Annotated in this window: 19 protein-coding genes and 1 pseudogene; 16 read left to right on the top strand and 4 right to left on the bottom strand. The window is 50.5% G+C overall.

The features are described from left to right. The first annotated feature begins 51 nt into the window (after window positions 1-51). From gndA to I8U18_RS10475, 6 genes are all read left to right on the top strand, one after another. Complete coding sequence (gndA, locus tag I8U18_RS10500; RefSeq protein WP_198055855.1) at window positions 52-1,470, top strand: NADP-dependent phosphogluconate dehydrogenase; 1,419 nt, start codon at window positions 52-54, stop codon at window positions 1,468-1,470. A gap of 246 nt (window positions 1,471-1,716) precedes the next feature. Next, complete coding sequence (locus tag I8U18_RS10495; protein WP_033100079.1) at window positions 1,717-3,015, top strand: NCS2 family permease; 1,299 nt, start codon at window positions 1,717-1,719, stop codon at window positions 3,013-3,015. 301 nt (window positions 3,016-3,316) lie between these two features. Beyond that, entirely contained in the window at window positions 3,317-4,201 is an 885-nt protein-coding gene (locus I8U18_RS10490) for a YegS/Rv2252/BmrU family lipid kinase (protein ID WP_033100080.1), read from the top strand. Between the two features lie 132 nt (window positions 4,202-4,333). Further along, window positions 4,334-5,710 carry a 23S rRNA (uracil(1939)-C(5))-methyltransferase RlmD gene (rlmD, locus tag I8U18_RS10485; RefSeq protein ID WP_232336363.1) on the top strand — a complete coding sequence of 459 codons (1,377 nt, stop codon included), beginning with the start codon at window positions 4,334-4,336 and terminating at the stop codon, window positions 5,708-5,710. A gap of 167 nt (window positions 5,711-5,877) precedes the next feature. Beyond that, window positions 5,878-6,528, top strand: coding sequence for a nitroreductase family protein (locus I8U18_RS10480; protein WP_052154021.1), 651 nt, complete (start codon window positions 5,878-5,880; stop codon window positions 6,526-6,528). A 154-nt stretch (window positions 6,529-6,682) separates the two neighbouring features. Then, window positions 6,683-7,279 (top strand): N-acetylmuramoyl-L-alanine amidase family protein, encoded by a 597-nt coding sequence (locus tag I8U18_RS10475; protein WP_052154022.1) that lies wholly within the window; start codon window positions 6,683-6,685, stop codon window positions 7,277-7,279. 126 nt (window positions 7,280-7,405) lie between these two features. On the opposite strand, the gene I8U18_RS10470 is transcribed toward I8U18_RS10475, so the two are convergent. Beyond that, entirely contained in the window at window positions 7,406-7,843 is a 438-nt protein-coding gene (locus I8U18_RS10470) for a peptidylprolyl isomerase (RefSeq protein ID WP_033100082.1), read from the bottom strand. A 153-nt stretch (window positions 7,844-7,996) separates the two neighbouring features. On the opposite strand from I8U18_RS10470, the gene I8U18_RS10465 reads away from it, so the two are divergent. The 4 genes from I8U18_RS10465 (at window position 7,997) to I8U18_RS10450 (ending at window position 9,658) form a co-directional block, all read left to right on the top strand. Beyond that, the gene (locus I8U18_RS10465) at window positions 7,997-8,428 is read left to right on the top strand and encodes a hypothetical protein (RefSeq protein WP_033100083.1); all 432 of its coding nucleotides are present in this window, start codon (window positions 7,997-7,999) and stop codon (window positions 8,426-8,428) included. A gap of 63 nt (window positions 8,429-8,491) precedes the next feature. Further along, complete coding sequence (locus tag I8U18_RS10460; RefSeq protein WP_033100084.1) at window positions 8,492-8,731, top strand: hypothetical protein; 240 nt, start codon at window positions 8,492-8,494, stop codon at window positions 8,729-8,731. 17 nt (window positions 8,732-8,748) lie between these two features. After that, a complete protein-coding gene (locus I8U18_RS10455) occupies window positions 8,749-9,048 on the top strand; it encodes an imm11 family protein (protein ID WP_033100085.1) in 300 nt (99 codons plus the stop codon). A 145-nt stretch (window positions 9,049-9,193) separates the two neighbouring features. After that, on the top strand, window positions 9,194-9,658 hold the full coding sequence (locus I8U18_RS10450; RefSeq protein ID WP_033100086.1) for a hypothetical protein: 465 nt from the start codon (window positions 9,194-9,196) through the stop codon (window positions 9,656-9,658). Between the two features lie 917 nt (window positions 9,659-10,575). Here I8U18_RS10450 and I8U18_RS10445 read toward each other — a convergent pair. The 3 genes from I8U18_RS10445 to I8U18_RS10435 all read right to left on the bottom strand — a co-directional run bounded on the left by I8U18_RS10445 (window position 10,576) and on the right by I8U18_RS10435 (window position 11,724). After that, window positions 10,576-10,803, bottom strand: coding sequence for a helix-turn-helix domain-containing protein (locus tag I8U18_RS10445; RefSeq protein ID WP_033100088.1), 228 nt, complete (start codon window positions 10,801-10,803; stop codon window positions 10,576-10,578). 13 nt (window positions 10,804-10,816) lie between these two features. Further along, window positions 10,817-11,293 (bottom strand): DUF2975 domain-containing protein, encoded by a 477-nt coding sequence (locus I8U18_RS10440; protein WP_198055860.1) that lies wholly within the window; start codon window positions 11,291-11,293, stop codon window positions 10,817-10,819. A gap of 158 nt (window positions 11,294-11,451) precedes the next feature. Continuing rightward, a complete protein-coding gene (locus I8U18_RS10435; RefSeq protein WP_152568490.1) occupies window positions 11,452-11,724 on the bottom strand; it encodes a hypothetical protein in 273 nt (90 codons plus the stop codon). Window positions 11,725-11,871: 147 nt separating this feature from the next. Between I8U18_RS10435 and I8U18_RS10430 the strand changes: the two genes are divergently transcribed. The 6 genes and pseudogenes from I8U18_RS10430 (at window position 11,872) to I8U18_RS10405 (ending at window position 20,292) form a co-directional block, all read left to right on the top strand. Beyond that, on the top strand, window positions 11,872-12,849 hold the full coding sequence (locus I8U18_RS10430; RefSeq protein ID WP_198064745.1) for a DUF3048 domain-containing protein: 978 nt from the start codon (window positions 11,872-11,874) through the stop codon (window positions 12,847-12,849). An 82-nt stretch (window positions 12,850-12,931) separates the two neighbouring features. Then, entirely contained in the window at window positions 12,932-13,252 is a 321-nt protein-coding gene (locus I8U18_RS10425; protein WP_033100169.1) for a YerC/YecD family TrpR-related protein, read from the top strand. 95 nt (window positions 13,253-13,347) lie between these two features. Continuing rightward, a pseudogene (gene pcrB, locus I8U18_RS10420) lies at window positions 13,348-14,034 on the top strand (heptaprenylglyceryl phosphate synthase); the annotation flags it as partial. Between the two features lie 109 nt (window positions 14,035-14,143). Beyond that, entirely contained in the window at window positions 14,144-16,333 is a 2,190-nt protein-coding gene (gene pcrA, locus I8U18_RS10415) for a DNA helicase PcrA (protein WP_198055863.1), read from the top strand. 18 nt (window positions 16,334-16,351) lie between these two features. Further along, the gene (gene ligA, locus I8U18_RS10410; RefSeq protein WP_198055864.1) at window positions 16,352-18,388 is read left to right on the top strand and encodes an NAD-dependent DNA ligase LigA; all 2,037 of its coding nucleotides are present in this window, start codon (window positions 16,352-16,354) and stop codon (window positions 18,386-18,388) included. 218 nt (window positions 18,389-18,606) lie between these two features. Next, window positions 18,607-20,292: a transglutaminase domain-containing protein gene (locus I8U18_RS10405; protein WP_033100172.1), complete on the top strand. Its 1,686-nt coding sequence runs from the start codon at window positions 18,607-18,609 to the stop codon at window positions 20,290-20,292. Window positions 20,293-20,455: the final 163 nt, after the last annotated feature.

Raw genomic sequence — 20,455 nt, 5'->3', positions numbered from 1 at the left:
GGAATGGGAAAATAGGTATAGAAATTCAGCGTGAATGAGGAGGGAAAATCGATGGCAAACAGCGATATTGGCGTAATCGGTCTGGCCGTCATGGGAAGAAATCTGGCACTCAACATGGAAAGCAAAGGTTTTACGGTGTCTCTATTTAACCGCTCGCCGGAGCGAACCAAAGCACTTATCCATGAAAATCCGGGGAAAAAACTGGTTGGAACCTATACAATGCAGGAATTTATTGATTCCCTGAAAAAACCGCGAAAAATTATGCTCATGGTCAAAGCGGGGAAACCGACGGATGAAATGATCACGCAACTGAAGAAATATGTTGAACTGGGCGATATCATTATCGACGGTGGAAATGCCTATTATGAGGACACAATTCGGCGCAACCGCGATCTGGCCAGTTTGGGAGTTCATTTTGTCGGCACCGGCGTTTCCGGCGGAGAAGAGGGGGCGCTGAAAGGCCCGGCGATCATGCCCGGGGGGCAAAAAGAAGCGTACGAACAGGTTGAACCGATTTTGACGGCCATTTCCGCCAAAGTGAACGGCGAACCGTGCTGCACCTATATCGGTCCGAATGGAGCCGGCCATTATGTGAAAATGGTACATAATGGAATCGAGTACGGGGATATGCAGCTCATCAGCGAAGCCTACTTCCTGATGAAAAATCTGTTGAAAATGGAAGCGCAGGAGATGGCCGAGGTTTTTGCAGAGTGGAATCAAGGGGAGTTGGACAGCTATCTGATCCAAATCACGGCCGATATTCTTGCCAAAGTGGATAAAGAAACAGGCAAACCTTTGGTCGACCTGATCCTTGATACGGCAGGGCAAAAAGGGACCGGAAAGTGGACGAGCCAAAGTTCGCTGGATCTCGGTGTGCCGCTGACGATTATCACGGAGTCGGTCTATGCCCGCTTCCTGTCCGCGATGAAAGAAGAAAGAATTCGGGCGAGCCGGGAACTGAAGGGACCCAACCTGCCCTGTACGGTTGTGGAGGATCGCGCTGCGTTTATCGAGTCGATTCGCAAAGCGCTCTATGCCAGCAAAATCTGTTCCTATGCTCAGGGATTCGCACAAATGAAGACGGCATCGGATGAATTTGGCTGGAATCTGAACCTGGGGGCCATCGCCAAAATCTTCCGCGGCGGATGCATCATCCGGGCCCGCTTCCTGCAAGAGATTACCAAAGCCTACGAAAGCGATCCGGCCCTTCCCAACCTGCTGCTGAGTCCGTATTTCAAAGAGATTGTCGAATCCTATCAAGATGCATGGCGCGATGTCGTGGCCACCGCTGTGTTAAACGGGATTCCCGTTCCGGCGTTTGCCAGCAGCCTGAGCTATTACGACAGCTACCGTTCGGCTTCGCTTCCGGCCAACCTGCTGCAAGCTCAGCGCGATTATTTCGGTGCCCACACTTACCGCCGGATCGACCGGGAAGGGGTATTTCACACAAATTGGCTGCAAGAAGATTAAGATGAAGATTACCGAACAAGACGGGCCGAAGCTGTTGACCAAGGCGGGCAACAGCTTCGGCCCTTTTATGTTGTTGTGAAAGAATGCAACTTTGGTGTTCCATCTTTTCCAACCATGCCGACTTGTTTTTGGCATGGTTTTTTATTGAAAGTGCATTTTATAAAATAAACCTTGCATCGTTTAATATAAACGAATATTATATAACATGGCTATGGCTAATATTCGTATTTGGAGGAACAATCGCCGATGTTTAAGATACAACAATATGGATCAACTGTTCGGAGAGAGATTGTCGCCGGGATTACGACCTTTGTGACCATGTCCTATATCATGGTTGTCAATCCGATTATTCTGTCCGATGCCGGTGTCCCCTTTGAAATGAGTTTTATGGCCACGATCATTGCCACGGTTGTGGGCACGTTGATCATGGGCTTGTTTGCAAATTATCCGATCGCAATCGCGCCGGCCATGGGGCTCAATGCCTACTTTGCCTATTCCGTGGTCAAGGCGCACGCCGGGCTCGGTTATCAGGCCGGGTTTGCTGCCGTGTTCGTGGCAGGCCTTTTGTTTGTCCTCTTATCCCTGACACCGGTGCGCACCAAACTGATTGAGGTGATACCCGGCAATCTGAAAAGTGCGATTACCACCGGAATCGGGTTGTTTATCGCTTTTATCGGTTTGCGCATGTCCGGTCTGATTCAGGCACACCCGACCAATTTGGTTCAGTTGGGAAATGTGCATTCACCCTCGGCCATCCTTACTCTGATCGGTTTGGCTGTCACGCTGATCTGTCTGGCGCTGAACATTAACGGGGCTTTGTTTATCGGGATGATCGTGACGGGAATTTGCGCTTATTTTATGGGTTTGCTCTCTTTTAAAAAAGGATTTGTCTCCATGCCGCATCTGCCCGATCATCTGGCCATCAGCCCGGTACACGCCTTCCAGGATGTCATTCATTTCGGGCTGTATGCCGTGGTATTTTCCTTCTTGCTGGTTACGTTGTTCGATACGACCGGGACGGTTCTGGGGGTGGCCAGGCAGGCCAATCTGATGGAGGGAGACAAACTGCCGCGCGGGGAGCGTACGTTGCTGGCGGATTCGCTGGCTACCCTGGTCGGTTCACTGTTTGGTACAAGCCCCACCTCCGCCTATATTGAATCCGCTTCGGGTGTCGCTTCCGGCGGCCGAACCGGTTTGACGGCAGTGGTCATCGCGATCCTGTTTGCGATCTCGTCCTTTTTCAGCCCGTTGATCGGCGCAGTTTCCGGCATTTCGGCCATTACTTCCCCGGCTTTGATCATCGTGGGTTCGCTGATGGTCAGCCATGTGAGCCAGATCAACTGGAAAGAAATCGACGAAGCGTTTCCCGCTTTTCTCGTTATTTTGAGCATGCCGCTCACATCGAGCATCGCAACGGGAATTGCCCTTGGCTTCATCTCCTATCCTTTGATGAAAATTTTTAAAGGGAAGTGGAAAACGGTTCATCCGCTGGTGTATATCTTTGCAGTCCTGTTTATCCTGCAACTGGTTTACCTTCCGCACTGATCTCTTCCTGTGGAAAAGGCTTGGATCCCAGCTTCAAACGGATCCAGGCCTTTTTTCCGTAAAGGTTTGCCTCCCTGCCTTCTGATCCATCCCCGGGTTGTGCCTGTCGGTTATGATCGGTTTATCGCGTTATTGGGAAAGATAATAAAGGAAAATGAAGAAAAATCGACACAGGTTTGATCAGAATCACTTTGAAGTGAGCGGGGACGATGAGTAAACTTAACACTGGGAACGTTGATAAAAGTCGATGGAAGGCAGATTGTTGGAAGGATTTTAAAGCCGAGAAAAGGGGTGGGCAGAAATGAAGCGTGCTCGCCTGATTTACAATCCGACCGCCGGTCGCGAACTGGTGGAGAAAAAATTGCCCCTTTTATTGAAAAGGTTGGAAAAAGCGGGATATGAAACTTCTTGTTATGCGACGAGTAAACCGTGGAGTGCCGCGGAAGAAGCTGCATTGGCGGCTGAGCGCGGTTTTGATATAGTGATTGCCGCCGGCGGGGATGGAACGATTCACGAAGTGGTCAACGGATTGGCCCGGGTTCCCGACCCGCCCAAGCTGGGCATTCTGCCGGGGGGAACGACCAACGATTTGGCTCGGGCCTTGAAACTTCCGCGCGATCTGTGCGATGCTTGTGATGTGGTGGCCAGCGGGAAAACGATGATGGTGGATGTGGGCAAATTTGGCGGGCGCTATTTTATCAATGTAGCAGCAGCCGGGCGGATCACCGAGGTGACGTATGAAGCACCGAGCCGGCTGAAAACGGTGATCGGCCCGCTGGCCTATTATGCGAAAGCGATTGAAAAGTTGGGCACGATCAGCAAACCGTTTCCGATCAAGCTGAAAACGCCGCAAGGAGAGTGGGAAGAGGAGATTCTCTTGTTTATCGTGGCGAACAGCGTTTCGGTCGGCGGCTTTGGGCGGCTTGCTCCCGCTGCCGATCTGAGCGACGGCATGCTGGATGTCCTGATCGTGCCCAAAACCAACATCTCCGATTTGCTGCAATTGGCCGCCCTCGCATTTAAGGGGGAGCACGTTCGCGATTCCCGGATCGTCTATTTTCAAACAAACGAGCTTGAGATTGACACACCCGAACCGTTGAAGCTGAATCTGGACGGAGAGTGGGGCGGCGAGTTCAACGGACGGGTGGAGACAGTGCCGAACCATTTGGAAATTTTTTGTCCTTAAGGGCGTTCATCTCATTTGGTGAACGCTTTTTCTGTGAGGCGCCGGCCGGGGCGCAGGTGTCCCCCCTTCCGATATTGATTAAGCTCACGGGAATTCTGTTTGACAAGAGATGATGAAGGAGTTGGAGATGATTTGCAAAAGCTACCTGTTACCAAAGGGCAAGTGATTGAGCTTATGATCACCGGGCATGCGCATGACGGGGCGGGAGTGGGGAAAGTGGAAGGGTTTACCGTCTTTGTTCCGTTGGCCGTGCAGGGGGAAACAGTGCGCGCAAGAATTACGCAGGTGAAGAAAACGTATGCCAAGGCGGTCTTGGAAGAGATCGTCTCAGCCCATCCCGACCGAACTCGGCCGCTTTGCCCCATCTATGAACAGTGCGGCGGCTGCCAGTTGCAGCATCTGTCCTATGAGGCGCAGTTAAAACAAAAGCGGCAACAGGTGATGGACCATTTTATGCGGATTGGGGGAATGACGGATGTTGTCATTCATCCCGTGCTGGGGATGGATGAGCCTTGGCGTTACCGAAACAAAGCGCAAGTTCCCTTTGGCTGGATCAACGGGCGGGCTGTCGCCGGGTTTTATGCTTCCGGCTCCCATGAAATCGTCGACATGGAATCATGCCTGATTCAGCACTCCGCCAACGATCAGGCTGTGGCCAAGGTGAAAGAGCTCGCACGGAAGCTGAAAATTCCCATTTATGATGAGGTCAAGCATCGTGGTGTGTTGCGCCATGTGATGGTGCGGACGGGGTATCACACCGGGGAAATGATGGTCGTCCTCGTCACCAATGGCGAGCACCTTCCACACAAAAAGGAGTTGGTGAGGGAACTGGTTGACTCCCTTCCGCAGCTCAAATCGGTCATGCAAAATATCAACACAAAGCGGACCAATGTGGTGCTGGGAGAAAAGTCGCGCGTCTTGTGGGGAGAAAACGTGATCCATGACAAAATCGGCGATGTGGTCTTCGCCATTTCACCGCACTCTTTTTTCCAGGTAAATCCTGTACAGACTAAGGTTTTATATGATCAAGTTGTTCGTTATGCCCAACTTTCCGGCGAGGAGACAGTCATTGACGCTTATTGCGGCATCGGAACGATTGCCCTCTATCTGGCCAAAAAGGCTCGCCGCGTTTACGGAGTGGAAATCGTGCCGCAAGCGATTCAGGATGCCAAAGAAAATGCCGGGCTGAACCATATGAACCATGTCCATTTTGAGGTGGGCCGTGCGGAAGAGGTAATGCCCCGCTGGCTGCGGGAAGGGATTCGCCCGGATGTCATCGTCGTCGATCCCCCGCGCAAGGGATGCGGCCCCGCAACATTGGATGCCGCAGTCGGCATGGGCCCCGAGCGCCTTGTCTATGTCTCCTGCAACTCGGCCACACTGGCACGGGACGCCAAATACTTAAAGGAAAGAGGATATCAGGTTACCGAGGTGCAGCCGGTCGATATGTTTCCCCATACCGGCCATGTGGAATGTGTCGCTTGTTTTGTGAAAAAGGAAGAGAACTGAAAAACCGTCAGAATGAACATACATGCCGCAACGGCTTCTTTGGCAGAATACAGGAGACAAGATCGCGGGGAAGCAATACACTTTCATGAAAAAAACTTGTATTTATCTACTAAGTTACTTTTTTAAAGTATAATAGAAGCAACCGCAGCAACCTGCGGGAGAAGGTGATGAAGCAGGGGGTTATCAAGGTGGAAGCGAAGGTTTATGATGCAATCGAAGTGATTAAAGCACGGGGAAGCGTACGCAAATTTACGCCCGGGGTGGAAATTCCGGCCGAGGAGCTGGATGAAATCTTGACCCTGGCGGCTAAAGCGCCTTCAGCCTGGAATTTACAACACTGGCGTTATCTGGTGATTACGAAACCGGAGGTGAAAGAGCGCATCCTGCCGATCGCTTTCAATCAGGATCAGGTGGTGAACTCTTCCGCCACCGTGGTGATTCTGGGTGACCTGGAAGCGAATCGCTCTGTTCACGACGTATATGGAACGGCCTACAAACAAGGGCAGCTTCCCAAGGAAGTATATGAGACGATGGTCAGACAGGTGAACGCCGCTTATGAAAATAATCCGCAAGTGGCCCGGGATTCGGCGATCTTAAACGCTTCCCTTTCCGCGATGCAGTTGATGCTGGCGGCAAAAGCGAAAGGATACGACACCTGCCCAATGGGTGGATTTGACCGCGAAGCGTTGATCAAGGAGTTGAACATTCCTTCGCGTTACCTTCCGGTCATGCTGATTTCGATCGGTAAAGCAGCGGAACCGGCACGGCCGACAACCCGCTTTTCCCTTGATCAATTGGTGATTCGCGAAAGCTTTTAAGCAAGAGGCTGCCCGTCTGAGGGCGGCTTTTTGCCGTTTTATCGCCGCAAAAGATTCTTTTTTTCAGGTTTTTTTGGAGTTTGGGGGTGGGAAAAGTCGGGAACTGAGTAGTGAATCACATTTGAGAAAACCGGTGAAAGGGGGGATTTTGGTCATGTTGGTTTGTCTTGATCCCGGACACGGAGGGGAGGATGTTGGCGCGATCGGCTTTTCCCTGCTGGAAAAGAACGTCTGTCTGGATATCGCTTATCGTCTGCGGCGGAAACTGCTTGCCTATGAGGGGATCAAAGTAACCATGACCCGCTCCATCGACATCAATGTCAGTGCGGAAGAGCGGAGCCGGTGGGCCAATGAACAGGATGCGGATTTATTTTTGAGTATTCATACCAATGCATCCCCTGATTCTTCCTTGTCGGGATTTGCTTCTTATGTCAGTGTGATCGCCGGTTATGAAACGCGGCGGATTCAGTGCTGGCTTCACAATCAGATCGCCTGTTTTTTGCGCCGGTACGGGGTTGTCGATCTGGGCAAAAAGAATGATACGGAGATTTTCGGCGGACAGCTTCCGGTGTTGAGAAAGACAAAAATGCCGGCCATTTCCATTGCCTCGCTGTTTATCACGCACTCAAAAGAAAATCATCTCCTGGCCGATTCGGCATTTTTGGATCACTATGCCCAATGTATGGCTGAAGGAATTGCCAGGATTTACAAATGCAAACCCAGAGAAAACGTGAATTCTTTTTGTGAATAAAAGGATATTTGATCCTCGGCGATCGTTCCCGCGCATGACCGGAGAACGGTCGCCCGGAGCGTTTGTCCATAAACCATTTCAACACAAAAAGGCCGGCCCAACAGCCGACCCATGTGTGATGGCGGGTTATTCTTCCCAGACTTTAACTTCCTTCATCACAGTGCCCTGCTTCATATTCAGCACGTGTTCCATCCCTTCCGTCACCCGGCCGAACACGGTATGAACACCGTCGAGATGCGGTTGCGCTTCATGGACAATAAAAAACTGGCATGAACCGGTATCTTTCCCGCGGTGTGCCATCGACAGCGCGCCCGGCACGTGTTTGTGCGGGTTACCATTCGTTTCGCAGGGAATGGTGTAGCCTGCATCGCCCGTGCCAATCCCGTGAGGGCATCCGCCCTGGCTCACAAATCCGGGAATGACGCGATGAAAGATCAGGCCGTTATAAAAACCGGAATTGGCCAGCTTTTGAAAATTTTTAACCGTAATCGGCGCGGCTTCCGGGAAAAATTCGAGATGAATTTTTTCTCCATTTTCCAGTTCAATCGTACCTTTAATCGCCACGGATCAATATCTCCTCTCTCGATTCGTTCCTTCTCATTCTAGCTTACCTCGCTGGGCGTTTCAATCAGTTCCCTGCATGATGCCGGTGCTTAAAAAGATAAGAACAATGTTAGTCCAAGATTTCAAAATCCTTAATGACTGAGGAGGGATGAAATGAACAAGGTTCTGATGTTTTTTGTTATTTTTGGGCTTTTTCTCACAGGCTGCAGCGATCATTTGGAAGGCAATAAAGCCCCGTCTCCGGTTATTAAAATCAATGATCAGCCTGTAAAATACAGAGAACAAACGATCTGTTGGGACACACCATGCAATGACATTGATTTGAATAAAATAAAGGTTACACAACAAACCACGGCAAAACCGGGCGACCCATTAACAATTGTATTTGATCAATCTCCCCAACCAAGTACCATTAACCTGATAAGTAGAAAAGATCGAAAAATAACTAAACTAAAACCTGAAGATACCTTTCGTTTACCTCGGGAGCATGGAGATTACATTTATGATTTATTCGTCTTTTGGAATGACAGTAACGGAAGAACTGATGGGCAGGCCGTGTACAGTTTTTTAATTAAGATTCATTAGGAGCCTGGCCCGGGGAAAACGCGGATTTAAAACCCTGCGGCAAATGGCGATGGCGGGATGATCATGAAACTGTGGCAATTGAAAAGTTCATTGGATGGTTTTGAAACATTAGGGTATCGAGATTTTGATCGCTATTCTAAATTGGATGAGCTGCTGATTCAAATCGCGCCTCTTGCAGATCAATGGGGTTTTGTGGAGGTATGTACGATCGATGAAGGCGAGGATAGTGACTGTCCTCATTTTTGGGATTGTCCTATTCCTGTTTTTAGTGAAAAAGCAGTCCGTGTTTTAGTGATTTTTTAAAAGGCAGGGCAGAGGTATTGCCACTTCATCATGTGGAAAAGAGATTTTATGGGATACATGTCATTAATGCAATTAATGCGATTGATTACGATCGTGCAGTTATTAAACAGTTGGAAACAGGACTTCGGGTTGGTTTGCAAAAACATGCATTTGTTCAAGAAAAAATTGCAAGTGAACATATTTTCCGGATATATTTGGATGACCGGGTGCAGTGGAAGGTGTTTGTATCTAATGAGTTTAAAGAAGCCGTCGAGTCTGGCGGATTGGTTGGATTTCATTTTATCGAGGTTTGGGATCTGGAAAATACGGAAGCTTGATTTTTTCAATCAATCCCCCGTGCTTGGGGGGTTTTTCTTTATATAAAGGCGGTACATGTTTCAGCCGTTTTTAGCCAAACTACTCACACTACGGAATTTGTTAACACCTATGTGTTTGCCGTGAACTTACAAGGGAGAGTTGAAAATGGCCTATATCGTTGATTTTAAAAATGTATCTGCCGTTGGTTTGGAATCTTCACCTGTGGCAGAAGCGCTTGCCGGGTTACGGGCGAATGAAGCGCGTTACTTTATGAATAAATACAAGCATGCATTTACGGTTGTACCGGCTTTCGAAAGCCAAGAAACCCTTGATTACGTGAATCGGATTTTGAAAGAAGAACGTGGCATTGAGTTGCAGGCCAAACCTTTGGAAACGTCGCGTTTTCAAGTGGAAAATATCAAAATGGCTTACGTCTTTTATGAGAACGGCCTTGTGGTCAACGTCATGTATTCGATTGATGAACCGAAGAAGCGGGCCGTTGGTTTTAAGCTTTCTGAGGGGATGGAAGTACCGGCGGAATTGGAAGGGAAGTTTAAATTTGCCAGGCAGAAGTCTAAACTGGCCGGAACCATTCGGGGCTCCTTTTTTGTCATAAAAGGAGAATATTGAAGTAAGGAATATGGAATCGTCAGGTTCCGTAAACACCCCTGAATCCAAACACCGAAAACGGCTCCCTTGAGGGGTACAGCTTGTCGGTAAAGTTTGTTTTGTCCGACAAGGTGTAAAGGTACATGTTTATACCATTTCAATTAAAAAAGAATATTTTATAGAGAAAATGAGAAGAGGAGGAGTATGAATGGCGATACTCCAAAGGGGAGCGTGTGTAGGGGTTTATTTTAAGGGACCGACCGGTGTTCATAACGGGAAATTTATAGGACCTGTGACGAGTTATGTACCGTCGAAAGGGATTATCCGGGTATCAAAGAAAAGATACGATACGCTTCATGATGTAAACAAATACAAAGGGGTTTTAATAAGTCACTGGACGATCAGAAATCATAAAAGCAAAGCCTTTACCGGAAATGTAATTGGCCCCCGAGGAAGGGAATTCCTGTCTCCTTGATGAAAGCCGTCCCGATGAGAAGAGGACCGAAAGTGTGACGGCATGACCGGATTCTGGGTGTCTTCAAGACATCTGTTCCAAACAATCATAAGGTAATCACAGTAAGAGAGGTCGGCGGTAAAACAAGAACTGTCACTATTACCTATGTATAATAAAAAGCATAGATCAGCAAGGAGAGTTTGATTTTTATTATTTTTCAAATTTCCCTGAATCACTGAGGAGGAAAGGGCATCTGAAGATAAAGGAACATCAATGAGTAAAAGCAGTTATTCGTAAACAAAATTACGACTTACAAATGTTGCGCAAGGTGATCCCTGAGGCTGTTGACAAAAGAAGGTCAACAGCCTTTGTCTGTGAAATCGGGTATCTGTCTGGCATTCGTTCTGAAAGACCTTGCCGGCTTTAAGCCTGGGATGCCGACCAGGAAAAGGCGTGTCGCCGGTATTTCGGAAACAAGTAAATGTCAATGTGATTCTTTCGTGTCTTCGTCGCTTTTGTATTCTAAAATATCTCCGGGCTGACAGTCCAAAGCCTTACAAATTGCCTCCAAAGTTGAAAATCGAATCGCTTTTGCCTTTCCATTTTTCAAGATCGAAAGATTGGCCATCGTTATCCCGACCCTCTTTGAAAGTTCCGTGACGCTCATTTTCCTTTTAGCCAGCATCACATCAATATTGATTATTATTGCCACGTTGTTATTCACCTCAGATCGTTAAATCATTTTCTGATTTTATATTAATAGCATCTTGTAAAAGTTTTTGAAGAACAGTAGTAAAAACAGCGACCACCATAGAGGCGAATATAATAACCAAGTCGATTGGCATAAAACTTGGAGGGTCAATTTTTTTTGACATCAGATAGTAGAGTGGCATTCCCAGCAGGTATAGGGTACTGATAGTGATGGCACAGAATTTTATATTCTTTAAAGCTTTTACCGACAATTCCGAGAACGCTTGCTTCTTATCTATATAGCTTAAAAGGTTAAAGGATTGATACAGAGCAATGTAAAAAGGGATCGCTGCCGCGTACATATCAATTAAAATGAGAGGTTTCAAATAAGAGAGATCCGGATACAATTCTGCAGCAAAATTCCCGATCTTGGGAACCAAAAAAATGCACAGTGCAAGAACCATGATTCCGATAAAAATAAGAGTCAGTTTTAAAAAAAGTGTTTCCTTCATATCGAAAGCCCCCCGCTTACATATTGTCGGTTTGATTATAAAACATATCTTATCGTTTTGGAATATATTTTTATTGAATTTCAATACAAGCAGGGGGATGGCATCATACATTCACCCAGAGGAAAAAATGAAAACCCCAATAAGACGGGGTTTTATGGTCATCCTTGCTTATTGTTTAATTCCTCAGCCAAACGTGCGCCTTCTTCCTTGATCACGCGTTCAATTTCATCGATCATCTTCATTCCGTCAGGCTGGCGTTGCAGTTTTTTCATGTCCGGTTCCAGAAACTGCACTTTGGACCCGTTCAGGGTTTGAATGTAGCGGGCCACGCTGGCCAAAAGTTCTTCTCCGTCTTGCACGACGGCATAGCGGATCACGTAAAACGGGTGCTGATGTTCTTCGAGGCCGCGGGTTTCCACATGGTAAGCCACTTTTTTCACCTCCGGTCACTTCTTCCTGTCTTTGCTAATTGTATCAAATTTTTTGCAAAAAAATGCAGGCTTTTCCCCGTGTGGGCGGAGTATATGGTAAGGGATGGCGATTTTTCCGGGCAGGCAACAGAAAAAGGAGGGCTTCGTATGAAAAGAAAACGTTGGCCATGGATCATGGTGATCGCGTTGTTGCTCACTGCTTGCGCCAAACCGCACGCCCCGTCCGAGCCGAAAGGAGAGCAGCCTCCGCCGGCAGCGTTGAGCCCGTTAACCGGTACGCCGATCAGCGAGGGAAAGCGTCCGCTTTTGATGGTGATGATCAATAACCATCGCCAGGCGCGGCCGCAGTCGGGGCTCCAGCGGGCGGATGTGGTGGTGGAGATTCTGGCGGAAGGGGAGATTACGCGGTTTGCCGCGTTTTATTTCAATGATCTGAACGGAACGGTAGGGCCGGTGCGCAGTGTTCGCCCTTATTATCTCGATTTGGCTGAAGGGGCGCATGCGGTGGTCGTCCATGCAGGAGGGTCGACCGGTGCCCTGAAGCAGATCAGGGAAGGGGATATTCCGCATCTGGACGGGATTCATCAGGATGCGCGTTATTTTACGCGGGTATCATTTCGCAAGCCGCCGCACAATCTGTACTCCCGGCTGGAGGAGTTGGAACAGGCCGCCGAAAAAAAGGGAGAAGTGCCGTCCATCCGGGGAGGTTACCATTTCGCAGATGCTCCGGCCACAGAAAACGGGCAGGCGGCCTCCGAAATCCATCTCGTTTACCATCCGCTTTATGCCGCGGGTTATCAATATGATCGTGCCACAAACGCTTATATCCGGTATACTGAAGGTGAGAAGCAAACCGACCGTGACACGGGGCAGCCTCTGTCGATGCAAAACGTGTTGGTGATCTTCGCCCGGCATCGGGTGCTTGATGCGGCCGGCCACCGGGAGGTCGATGTGACGGGAAAGGGAAAAGGTTACCTGTTCCAGCGAGGGAAAGGGATTCCGATCGAATGGAGATTCCGCGACGGCTGGATTGTTCCCTTCAAGGACGGAAAAGAAGTCGGCTTGCTCCCGGGGAAAACATGGGTCAATATTTTGCCGGAGACCGGGAAAGTCTCTTTTCGATAAACGGGATTTTTTGATATACTTGTCGAAGGTGATACGTTAAAGGATGAAAGGATTTTCCTTCCGCCAAGAGGAGGATGGACGCATGCAACTGAATAAGCTGAATAAGAAAGAAGTCGACCAACTTTTTCATGCGATTCTGAAACTGGAGACGATAGAGGATTGCTATCGTTTTTTTGATGATCTCTGCACGGTCGGCGAGATCAAGTCGCTGGCCCAGCGTTTGGAAGTGGCCCGCATGCTTCAGGAAGGATATACGTACAATCAGATTGAAACGGAAACCGGGGCCAGCACGGCGACGATTTCCCGGGTTAAGCGGTGTCTTCATTACGGAACGGATGGTTACAAACTGGCGCTGGACCGGCTGTATGGAACGCCCGGTACGCCGGATCCGGCGGGTGAGTGAGAAAGAATCAAAAAAGGTCGCTGACCGAGTAGGAGGTTGGCGCTCTTTTTTTGTATAATAGGATTTGTAGTTTTGGGCGGAGGGAACGTGACAATATGATCAAGCAAATGGCAGCTGGCTGGCGGCATGTGTTTAAGCTGGACCCGAACCGTGCTTTGTCCGATCTGGCCCTGAAGATGATTTGTCTTTCGGAGACGGATGCCATTGTCGTGGGAGGGACGGATGGCATCACCTTTGCCAATACATCCGCTCTGCTCGAACGGATTCGCCGGTATTCGGTCCCGTGCGTGCAGGAAGTATCCGATTTGTCCTCCGTCGTTCCGGGATTTGACGGATATTTGATTCCGACCGTACTCAACACCGAAGAGATGAAATGGGCGCACGGCATGCATTTTGAGGCGATCAGGCAGTATGGCGATTTGATTCCGTGGGAAAGATGCCTGCTGCTCGGCTACGTGATTCTTAATCCGGATGCCAAGGTCAGCCGTTTGACAAAGGCGGATGCCCTGCTGCAAGAGGCTGATGTCACTGCGTATGCCCGTTTGATCGAACACCTGTTTGAGTGGCCGGTTATGTATATCGAATACAGCGGACGGTTTGGCGATCCGCAGATGGTGCTGGCGGCGCGCAAACAGTTGAAACGGGCACAGTTGTTTTACGGCGGCGGGATCAGCAACCGGGAACAGGCTGAAAAAATGGCTGAGCTTGCTGATACGGTAGTGGTGGGCAACCTGATATATCGCAATGTGGAAATGGCGGTGCGAACAGTGAAATGGGTGCAGGAAACGAAGAAGCGTTTGACCGAACCGGAGCAGGGGCCGGCGACGGACAAGGCGGATGCCGTGCCCCTCGAACCAAAAGATTTGAAAAATGATGTGAAAGGGTGAAAAGATGCTGGATCAGCGCTCGACGGAGAACTTGCTGGCGGGGTTGAACCCGATGCAGAGAAAAGCGGTGGAGACGACGGAAGGTCCCGTCCAGATCATCGCCGGTGCGGGCAGCGGAAAGACCCGTGTATTGACGCATCGGGTTGCGTATCTGCTGGCGGAGAAACGCATTCATCCCTGGAATATTCTCGCCATAACATTTACCAATAAAGCAGCCCGGGAAATGAAGGAACGGATCACTTCACTGGTGGGGTCGGCGGCTGAGGAGATCTGGATTTCCACCTTCCACTCGATGTGCGTGCGCATTTTGCGGAGGGATATTGACCGCCTCGGATATTCACGCAACTTTACCATCCTCGATACCTCAGACCAGCTGACGGTGATCAAGCAGGTGCTGAAGGAGGAAAACCTCGATCCGAAAAAGTTTGAACCCCGTTCGCTTCTCAACAAGATCAGCCAGGCGAAAAACGTACTGCTCGGACCTGAGCGCATGAAGATGCAGGCTCGGACATTGCTGGAAGAAGTGGCGGCCGATGTGTACGCGAAGTATCAGCAGAAGCTGAGAACCAATGAATCGCTCGATTTTGATGACCTGCTGATGGAAACCGTTCGTTTGTTTGATCTCAATCCGGAAGTGAAAGACTATTATCAGCGCAAATTTCAGTACATTCATGTCGATGAATACCAGGATACCAACCATGCTCAGTATGTACTGGTCAGACTTTTGGCAGGACATCATAAAAATATCTGCGTCGTCGGGGATTCGGACCAATCGATTTACCGCTTTCGCGGCGCCGATATTTCCAATATCCTCAACTTTGAACGGGATTATCCGGAAGCGACCGTCATCAAGTTGGAGCAGAATTACCGCTCCACGAAAAACATTCTGGCGGCGGCCAACCATTTGATCGCCCATAACACGGAGCGGAAACCGAAAAACTTGTGGACGGAAAACGACCGGGGGGAGCCGATCTGCCAGTTTGAGGCGGGAACGGAGCATGAAGAAGCGTATTATGTGGCGGAAACCATTTTGAAAGGACGCCGGCAAGGAAATCATTATCGTGATTATGCCGTTTTGTACCGGACCAATGCGCAGTCCCGCGTGGTGGAGGAAGTGATGCTCAAATCCAATATTCCTTACACCGTGGTCGGTGGAATGAAATTCTACGAACGGAAAGAGATCAAGGATATCCTGGCTTACCTCCGGCTGATCGTCAATCCGCACGATGACCTGTCGTTGATGCGTGTGATCAATGTGCCGCGCCGGGGAATCGGAGCAGCCTCGCTGGAAAAGATTGAACGATACGCCAGGGAGCATCAGCTCTCGTTGTTCAGCGCCTTGCTCGAGCCGGAACATATCGGCCTGACGAAGCGGACGCTCGACCCGATCAGCGAATTTGTCAGCATGATCCGCGAGTTCCATGCGATGATTGACTATCTGTCCGCTTCGGAAATCACGGAGGAGATGCTGGAGCGCAGCCGATACCGGGCTGAGTTGAAGAAGGAAAATACGCTGGAAGCAGCGGGCCGGTTGGAGAACATCGAGGAATTTCTCTCGGTGGCACAGGAGTTTGAGAAGAAAAACGAGGATAAATCCCTTGTCGCCTTTTTAACCGACCTTGCCCTGATTTCCGATATTGATGCGCTGGATGAAGAAGCGGAGAAGGAAGACGGGGATGCGGTTGCGCTGATGACCCTGCACAGCGCAAAGGGATTGGAGTTTCCCTATGTCTTTTTGATCGGGATGGAAGAGGGGATTTTTCCACACGTTCGTTCCCTGGATGATGAAACGGAGATGGAGGAAGAGCGCCGCCTCGCATATGTCGGCATCACCCGTGCCGAGCGGGAGCTTCATCTTACGCGGGCACGGACGCGCACGATTTACGGTCAGACCAATTCCTATCTGCCGTCCCGGTTCCTGGAGGAGATTCCCAAGGAACTGGTGCGGGCCGTCGGAGGAAATGAGAACGTGACCCCGCTGGCATCCGTGCAGAAGCGAAGCCCTGTGCGCCGGGAGCCGAACACCGACTTTGACTGGATGGTTGGAGACAAGGCGAAACACGGAAAATGGGGAATCGGGACAGTGGTAAAAGTGCAGGGGGAAGGGGAGGATCTGGAGCTGAATATCGCATTCCCCGCTCCGATCGGCGTCAAAAAATTGCTGGCCAAATACGCCCCGATTACCAAAGCTTGATTTCTTCCCTTAAGGAGGATGAACGGTTTGAATTTGGACGATGCAAAAAAACGGGCTCAGGAATTGCGCCAACTTTTGCATGAGCACAATTACCGCTATTATGTGCTGGACGATCCGGTGATTTCCGATGAGGAATACGACCGGCTCATGCGTGAGCTGACGGAGATCGAAAAGGAGTTTCCCGAACTGATCACCCCTGATTCCCCCACGCAGCGCGTCGGTGCCGAGCCGTTGCCGTATTTTGAAAAAGTGGTGCACAGCTCGCCGATGTTAAGCCTTGGAAACGCGTTTAATGAGGAAGATTTGCGCGAATTTGACGAGCGGGTGCGAAAAGCGGCGGGGGAGCGTCCGGTTCGCTACGTGTGCGAATTGAAGATCGACGGTCTGGCCGTTTCGCTCCGCTATGAGGACGGTTTGTTCGTACGCGGGGCGACGCGGGGCGACGGGACGACCGGAGAAGATATTACGCAAAACTTGAAAACGATTCGTTCCCTGCCGCTGCGTCTCAATGAACCTGTGACCCTGGAGGTTCGCGGGGAAGCGTTTATGCCCCGGGCCGCGTTTGAGCGTCTCAACAGCCGGAGGGAAGAACGCGGGGAGCCGTTGTTCGCCAACCCGCGTAATGCCGCTGCCGGTTCGCTGCGCCAGCTTGACCCGAAACTGGCGGCAGAACGGACGCTTGATTTGTTCATTTATGCCCTAGGTGAGGCGGATGAGGAACATTTGTCCACCCATGCGGAAACGCTGGAATGGCTTTCGCGGCTCGGGTTCAAGGTGAATCCGGCACGCCGCACGGTCGGGCGGATCGAGGATGTGCTCGCTTTTATCGAGGAGTGGAAAGAGCGGCGTCCCAACCTGTCGTATGATATCGACGGGATTGTCATCAAAGTGGATGATTTGCGTCTGCGCGAAGAGATGGGCAATACGGCGAAAAGCCCGCGCTGGGCAATTGCCTACAAATTTCCGGCGGAAGAAGCGGTGACCGTTTTGCGCGAGATCGAACTGAACGTCGGCCGAACCGGCGTGGTCACTCCGACTGCCGTGTTGGATCCGGTCCCCCTGGCCGGAACTATCGTCAAGCGCGCCTCCTTGCATAACGAAGACATGATCCGGGAAAAAGGGATTATGCTCGGCGACCATGTGATTGTGAAAAAAGCGGGGGATATTATCCCCGAAGTGGTCGGTGTGCTCAAAGAGAAGCGCACGGGGGAGGAAACGCCGTTTTCCATGCCGACCGAGTGCCCGGAATGCGGGAGCCGGCTGGTCAGGCTGGAAGGAGAGGTCGCTCTGCGCTGCATCAACCCGGAATGCCCGGCCCAAACCCGTGAAGGGATTATCCACTTCGTCTCCCGCGGGGCGATGAATATCGACGGATTGGGAGAAAAAGTGGTGACTCAGCTGTTTGAGCACGGGTTGGTTCGTGGGGTCGCCGATCTCTACTACTTGCAAAAGGGAGATTTGCTGAAGCTGGAACGGATGGGCGAAAAGTCGGTGAACAACCTGCTGCAGGCGATTGAAGCGAGCAAGGAAAATTCACTGGAGCGGCTCATCTTCGGCCTCGGCATCCGCTTTGTCGGCGCCAAGGGGGCGAAAATTCTCGCCCGCCACTATAAACGGATGGAGCGCCTGCTTGAGGCCGGGGAAGAAGAACTGACGGCGTTGGAGGAGATCGGGCCCAAAATGGCGGACAGCATTGTCACCTACATGGCCAAACCGGAAGTTCGCGAGACGATCCGGCGCCTCAAGGAAGCGGGCGTCAATATGGAGTACAAGGGGGCGGATGATGCGGCTTTCCCTGCTGCGGAAGGTCATCCCCTGGCCGGAAAAACGGTGGTGATCACGGGAACACTGGAAAGCATGTCCCGCAATGAAGCTTCCGCCCGGCTCGAATCGCTCGGCGCCAATGTGACGGGAAGCGTCAGCAAGAAGACCGACTTGCTCATCGCCGGCGAGAAAGCAGGTTCCAAGCTGGAGAAAGCGCAAAAGCTCGGAATAGAAATCTGGGATGAAGAACGGTTTTTAAGCATTCTCCCGGAGCCTGTGTCGCAAGTATGAGAAATATGCCCGGATATAATCCCCCTGGCAAAGGCAGTCAGGGGGGTTTTTTATTTGAAATCACTGCCCTGAAAAAGCCCGTCCGACGATTGGCTCACGATTTTTTCAAAAATAAAAAGGGAAAAGGATGATCGATGACAAAAAATAGTAGGAGTCAAAATGGCGGGATGATCAGGTATAATGAGAAAAAAAGAATGAGGGTGAAAGGCCGGAGATTTATGAGTTGGAAATGGTTAGCTACCGGTTGTGCGCTGCTTACTGCCTTCCTCCTGGGAATGTCGTCCGTCGGAGATGGATTCGCGCAGTTGCCCCACCAGCCGAAAGAGGGCTTTTCTTTTGTAAAATGGATTAAACAGTTGGAAGAATCATACATAAGTCAACCAATTGTCTTGCAGCCATATGCCAAGCAATTGAAAGCACGGCTGGACGCACCCAAATACGATCGGGTTTCTGCCAACGGATCTTTGCCGATTTCGGGAACGGTGGAAGATTACGGCAGATTGGCCTCTCCCTATGTTTGGATTCATTTGCAATACGAGGGGCATTCCAAGGGAAATCTTCCAGACACGATGGATTACTATGTGCCGATCAAGGAAGGGCGTTTCAAGCAGACGGTCCGCTTTTTTCAAGGAAAAGGGGATTACCAGGTCTCCGTGCGCCTGCCGGATCTGAAGAAAGAGAATTATTACTATCTCATGACCTCTTTTACGGCAGATAACCAGAGCGATGAGATCAGCCGCGACATCGTTTACAGCGTGACGGCCAGACAAGCAGGACTTTCGCTTGCCAATCCTTCCCAAGGCTATGTGCAGGCGGACGATGAGGTTCTGGTAAAAGGAAGTGTGGGCAGCGGCATCCAGCGTGTGCTGATTCAGCTGAAAAAAGGGAATCAGGTGTGGCACAAGGAAGTCAGTACGGACCGCGGCCGGTTTGCCGAACGGGTTCCCTTGCTGTACGGGCAGGGGATTCACGAGATTCAGGTGATGGTTCCGGCCCGAAACAAACCGGATACGTTTATTGAAGGAGCCACTTTATTTGCCGAGCACACGAAAAATGTGGAGCGAAGCCCGGTCATGTTTACCTCGCTCTACAGCAAGCGCGGCATCCATTTGCTCTCTCCCGAGGTCAGCGGAGACATCGCTGATTTGTCCTTCCGCATTGCCGGCACGATTGATCCGTCGGCAGAGGATGCAAAACAGACCCGGTATATGGTCGTGCGCACGCAAAAAGGAGAGGACAAGGCGACATACTTCATCCCGGTTCACGACTATCGCTTTGACGGGAAAGTCTGGCTCCGTTTCGGCCCCGGAACATATAAAGTGACGCTGTATGTCCCGGAGATCACGCAGAAGCAGCGGGATTACTTCCGCTTCTTTACGGTGGCCGAGTTTGATGTGAAGAGCACGGCGAAGGAAGATCTGCGCGATCTGCTGCCGTCAAGGGGCATCCAGTCCGATGATCCGACGATCGAGTGGCTGGCGCAGCATATTACCGAGGGGGATCAATCGGAACGCTCCAAAGCCAGGGATATTTATCTGTATGTGGCCAAAACGATGAACTATGATGTGGAAAAGTTTCGCAAAAACGAATTTGCCTGGGATGACAGTGCGTTAAAGTCGCTGCGAACCGATTCCGGCGTTTGCCAGGATTACGTCTTTTTAACGATTGCGCTGCTTCGTGCCGAAGACATTCCCAGCCGCTTTGTGGAAGGAATGGCCGGAGGTCAGCGCCACGCCTGGGTGGAAGCGAAAATCGGGGGGCGCTGGGTGACGATGGATCCGACATGGGGTTCGGGTTATATCACGCCGGGCGGCCAGTTTGTGAAGAAGCTGGACATGCGGTATTTTGATCCGGACCCGACCTTTTTTGCCAAAACACATAAACGAACCGGTGTGGTTTACTGAGCATGGGGAAACGTCTCCATGCTTTTTTCTGTGGGGTATAACGCATATCGGGTCGTAATCTCCTCCCTGTGTTCCCAACGGCCGGCCAGGGGCACGACTCTTTTTCCGGGTTTGCTTAAATCCCGCTTCGGGTGGGATCGGTCATGATTGTTTTTCTTGCAAG

Origin of the sequence: Thermoactinomyces sp. CICC 10522 (assembly GCF_016055075.1) — a bacterium.
Lineage (GTDB): Bacteria > Bacillota > Bacilli > Thermoactinomycetales > Thermoactinomycetaceae > Thermoactinomyces_A > Thermoactinomyces_A daqus.
The sequence above is the reverse complement of the archived record's forward strand: the minus strand, read 5'-3'. Positions and strand labels throughout refer to the sequence as shown.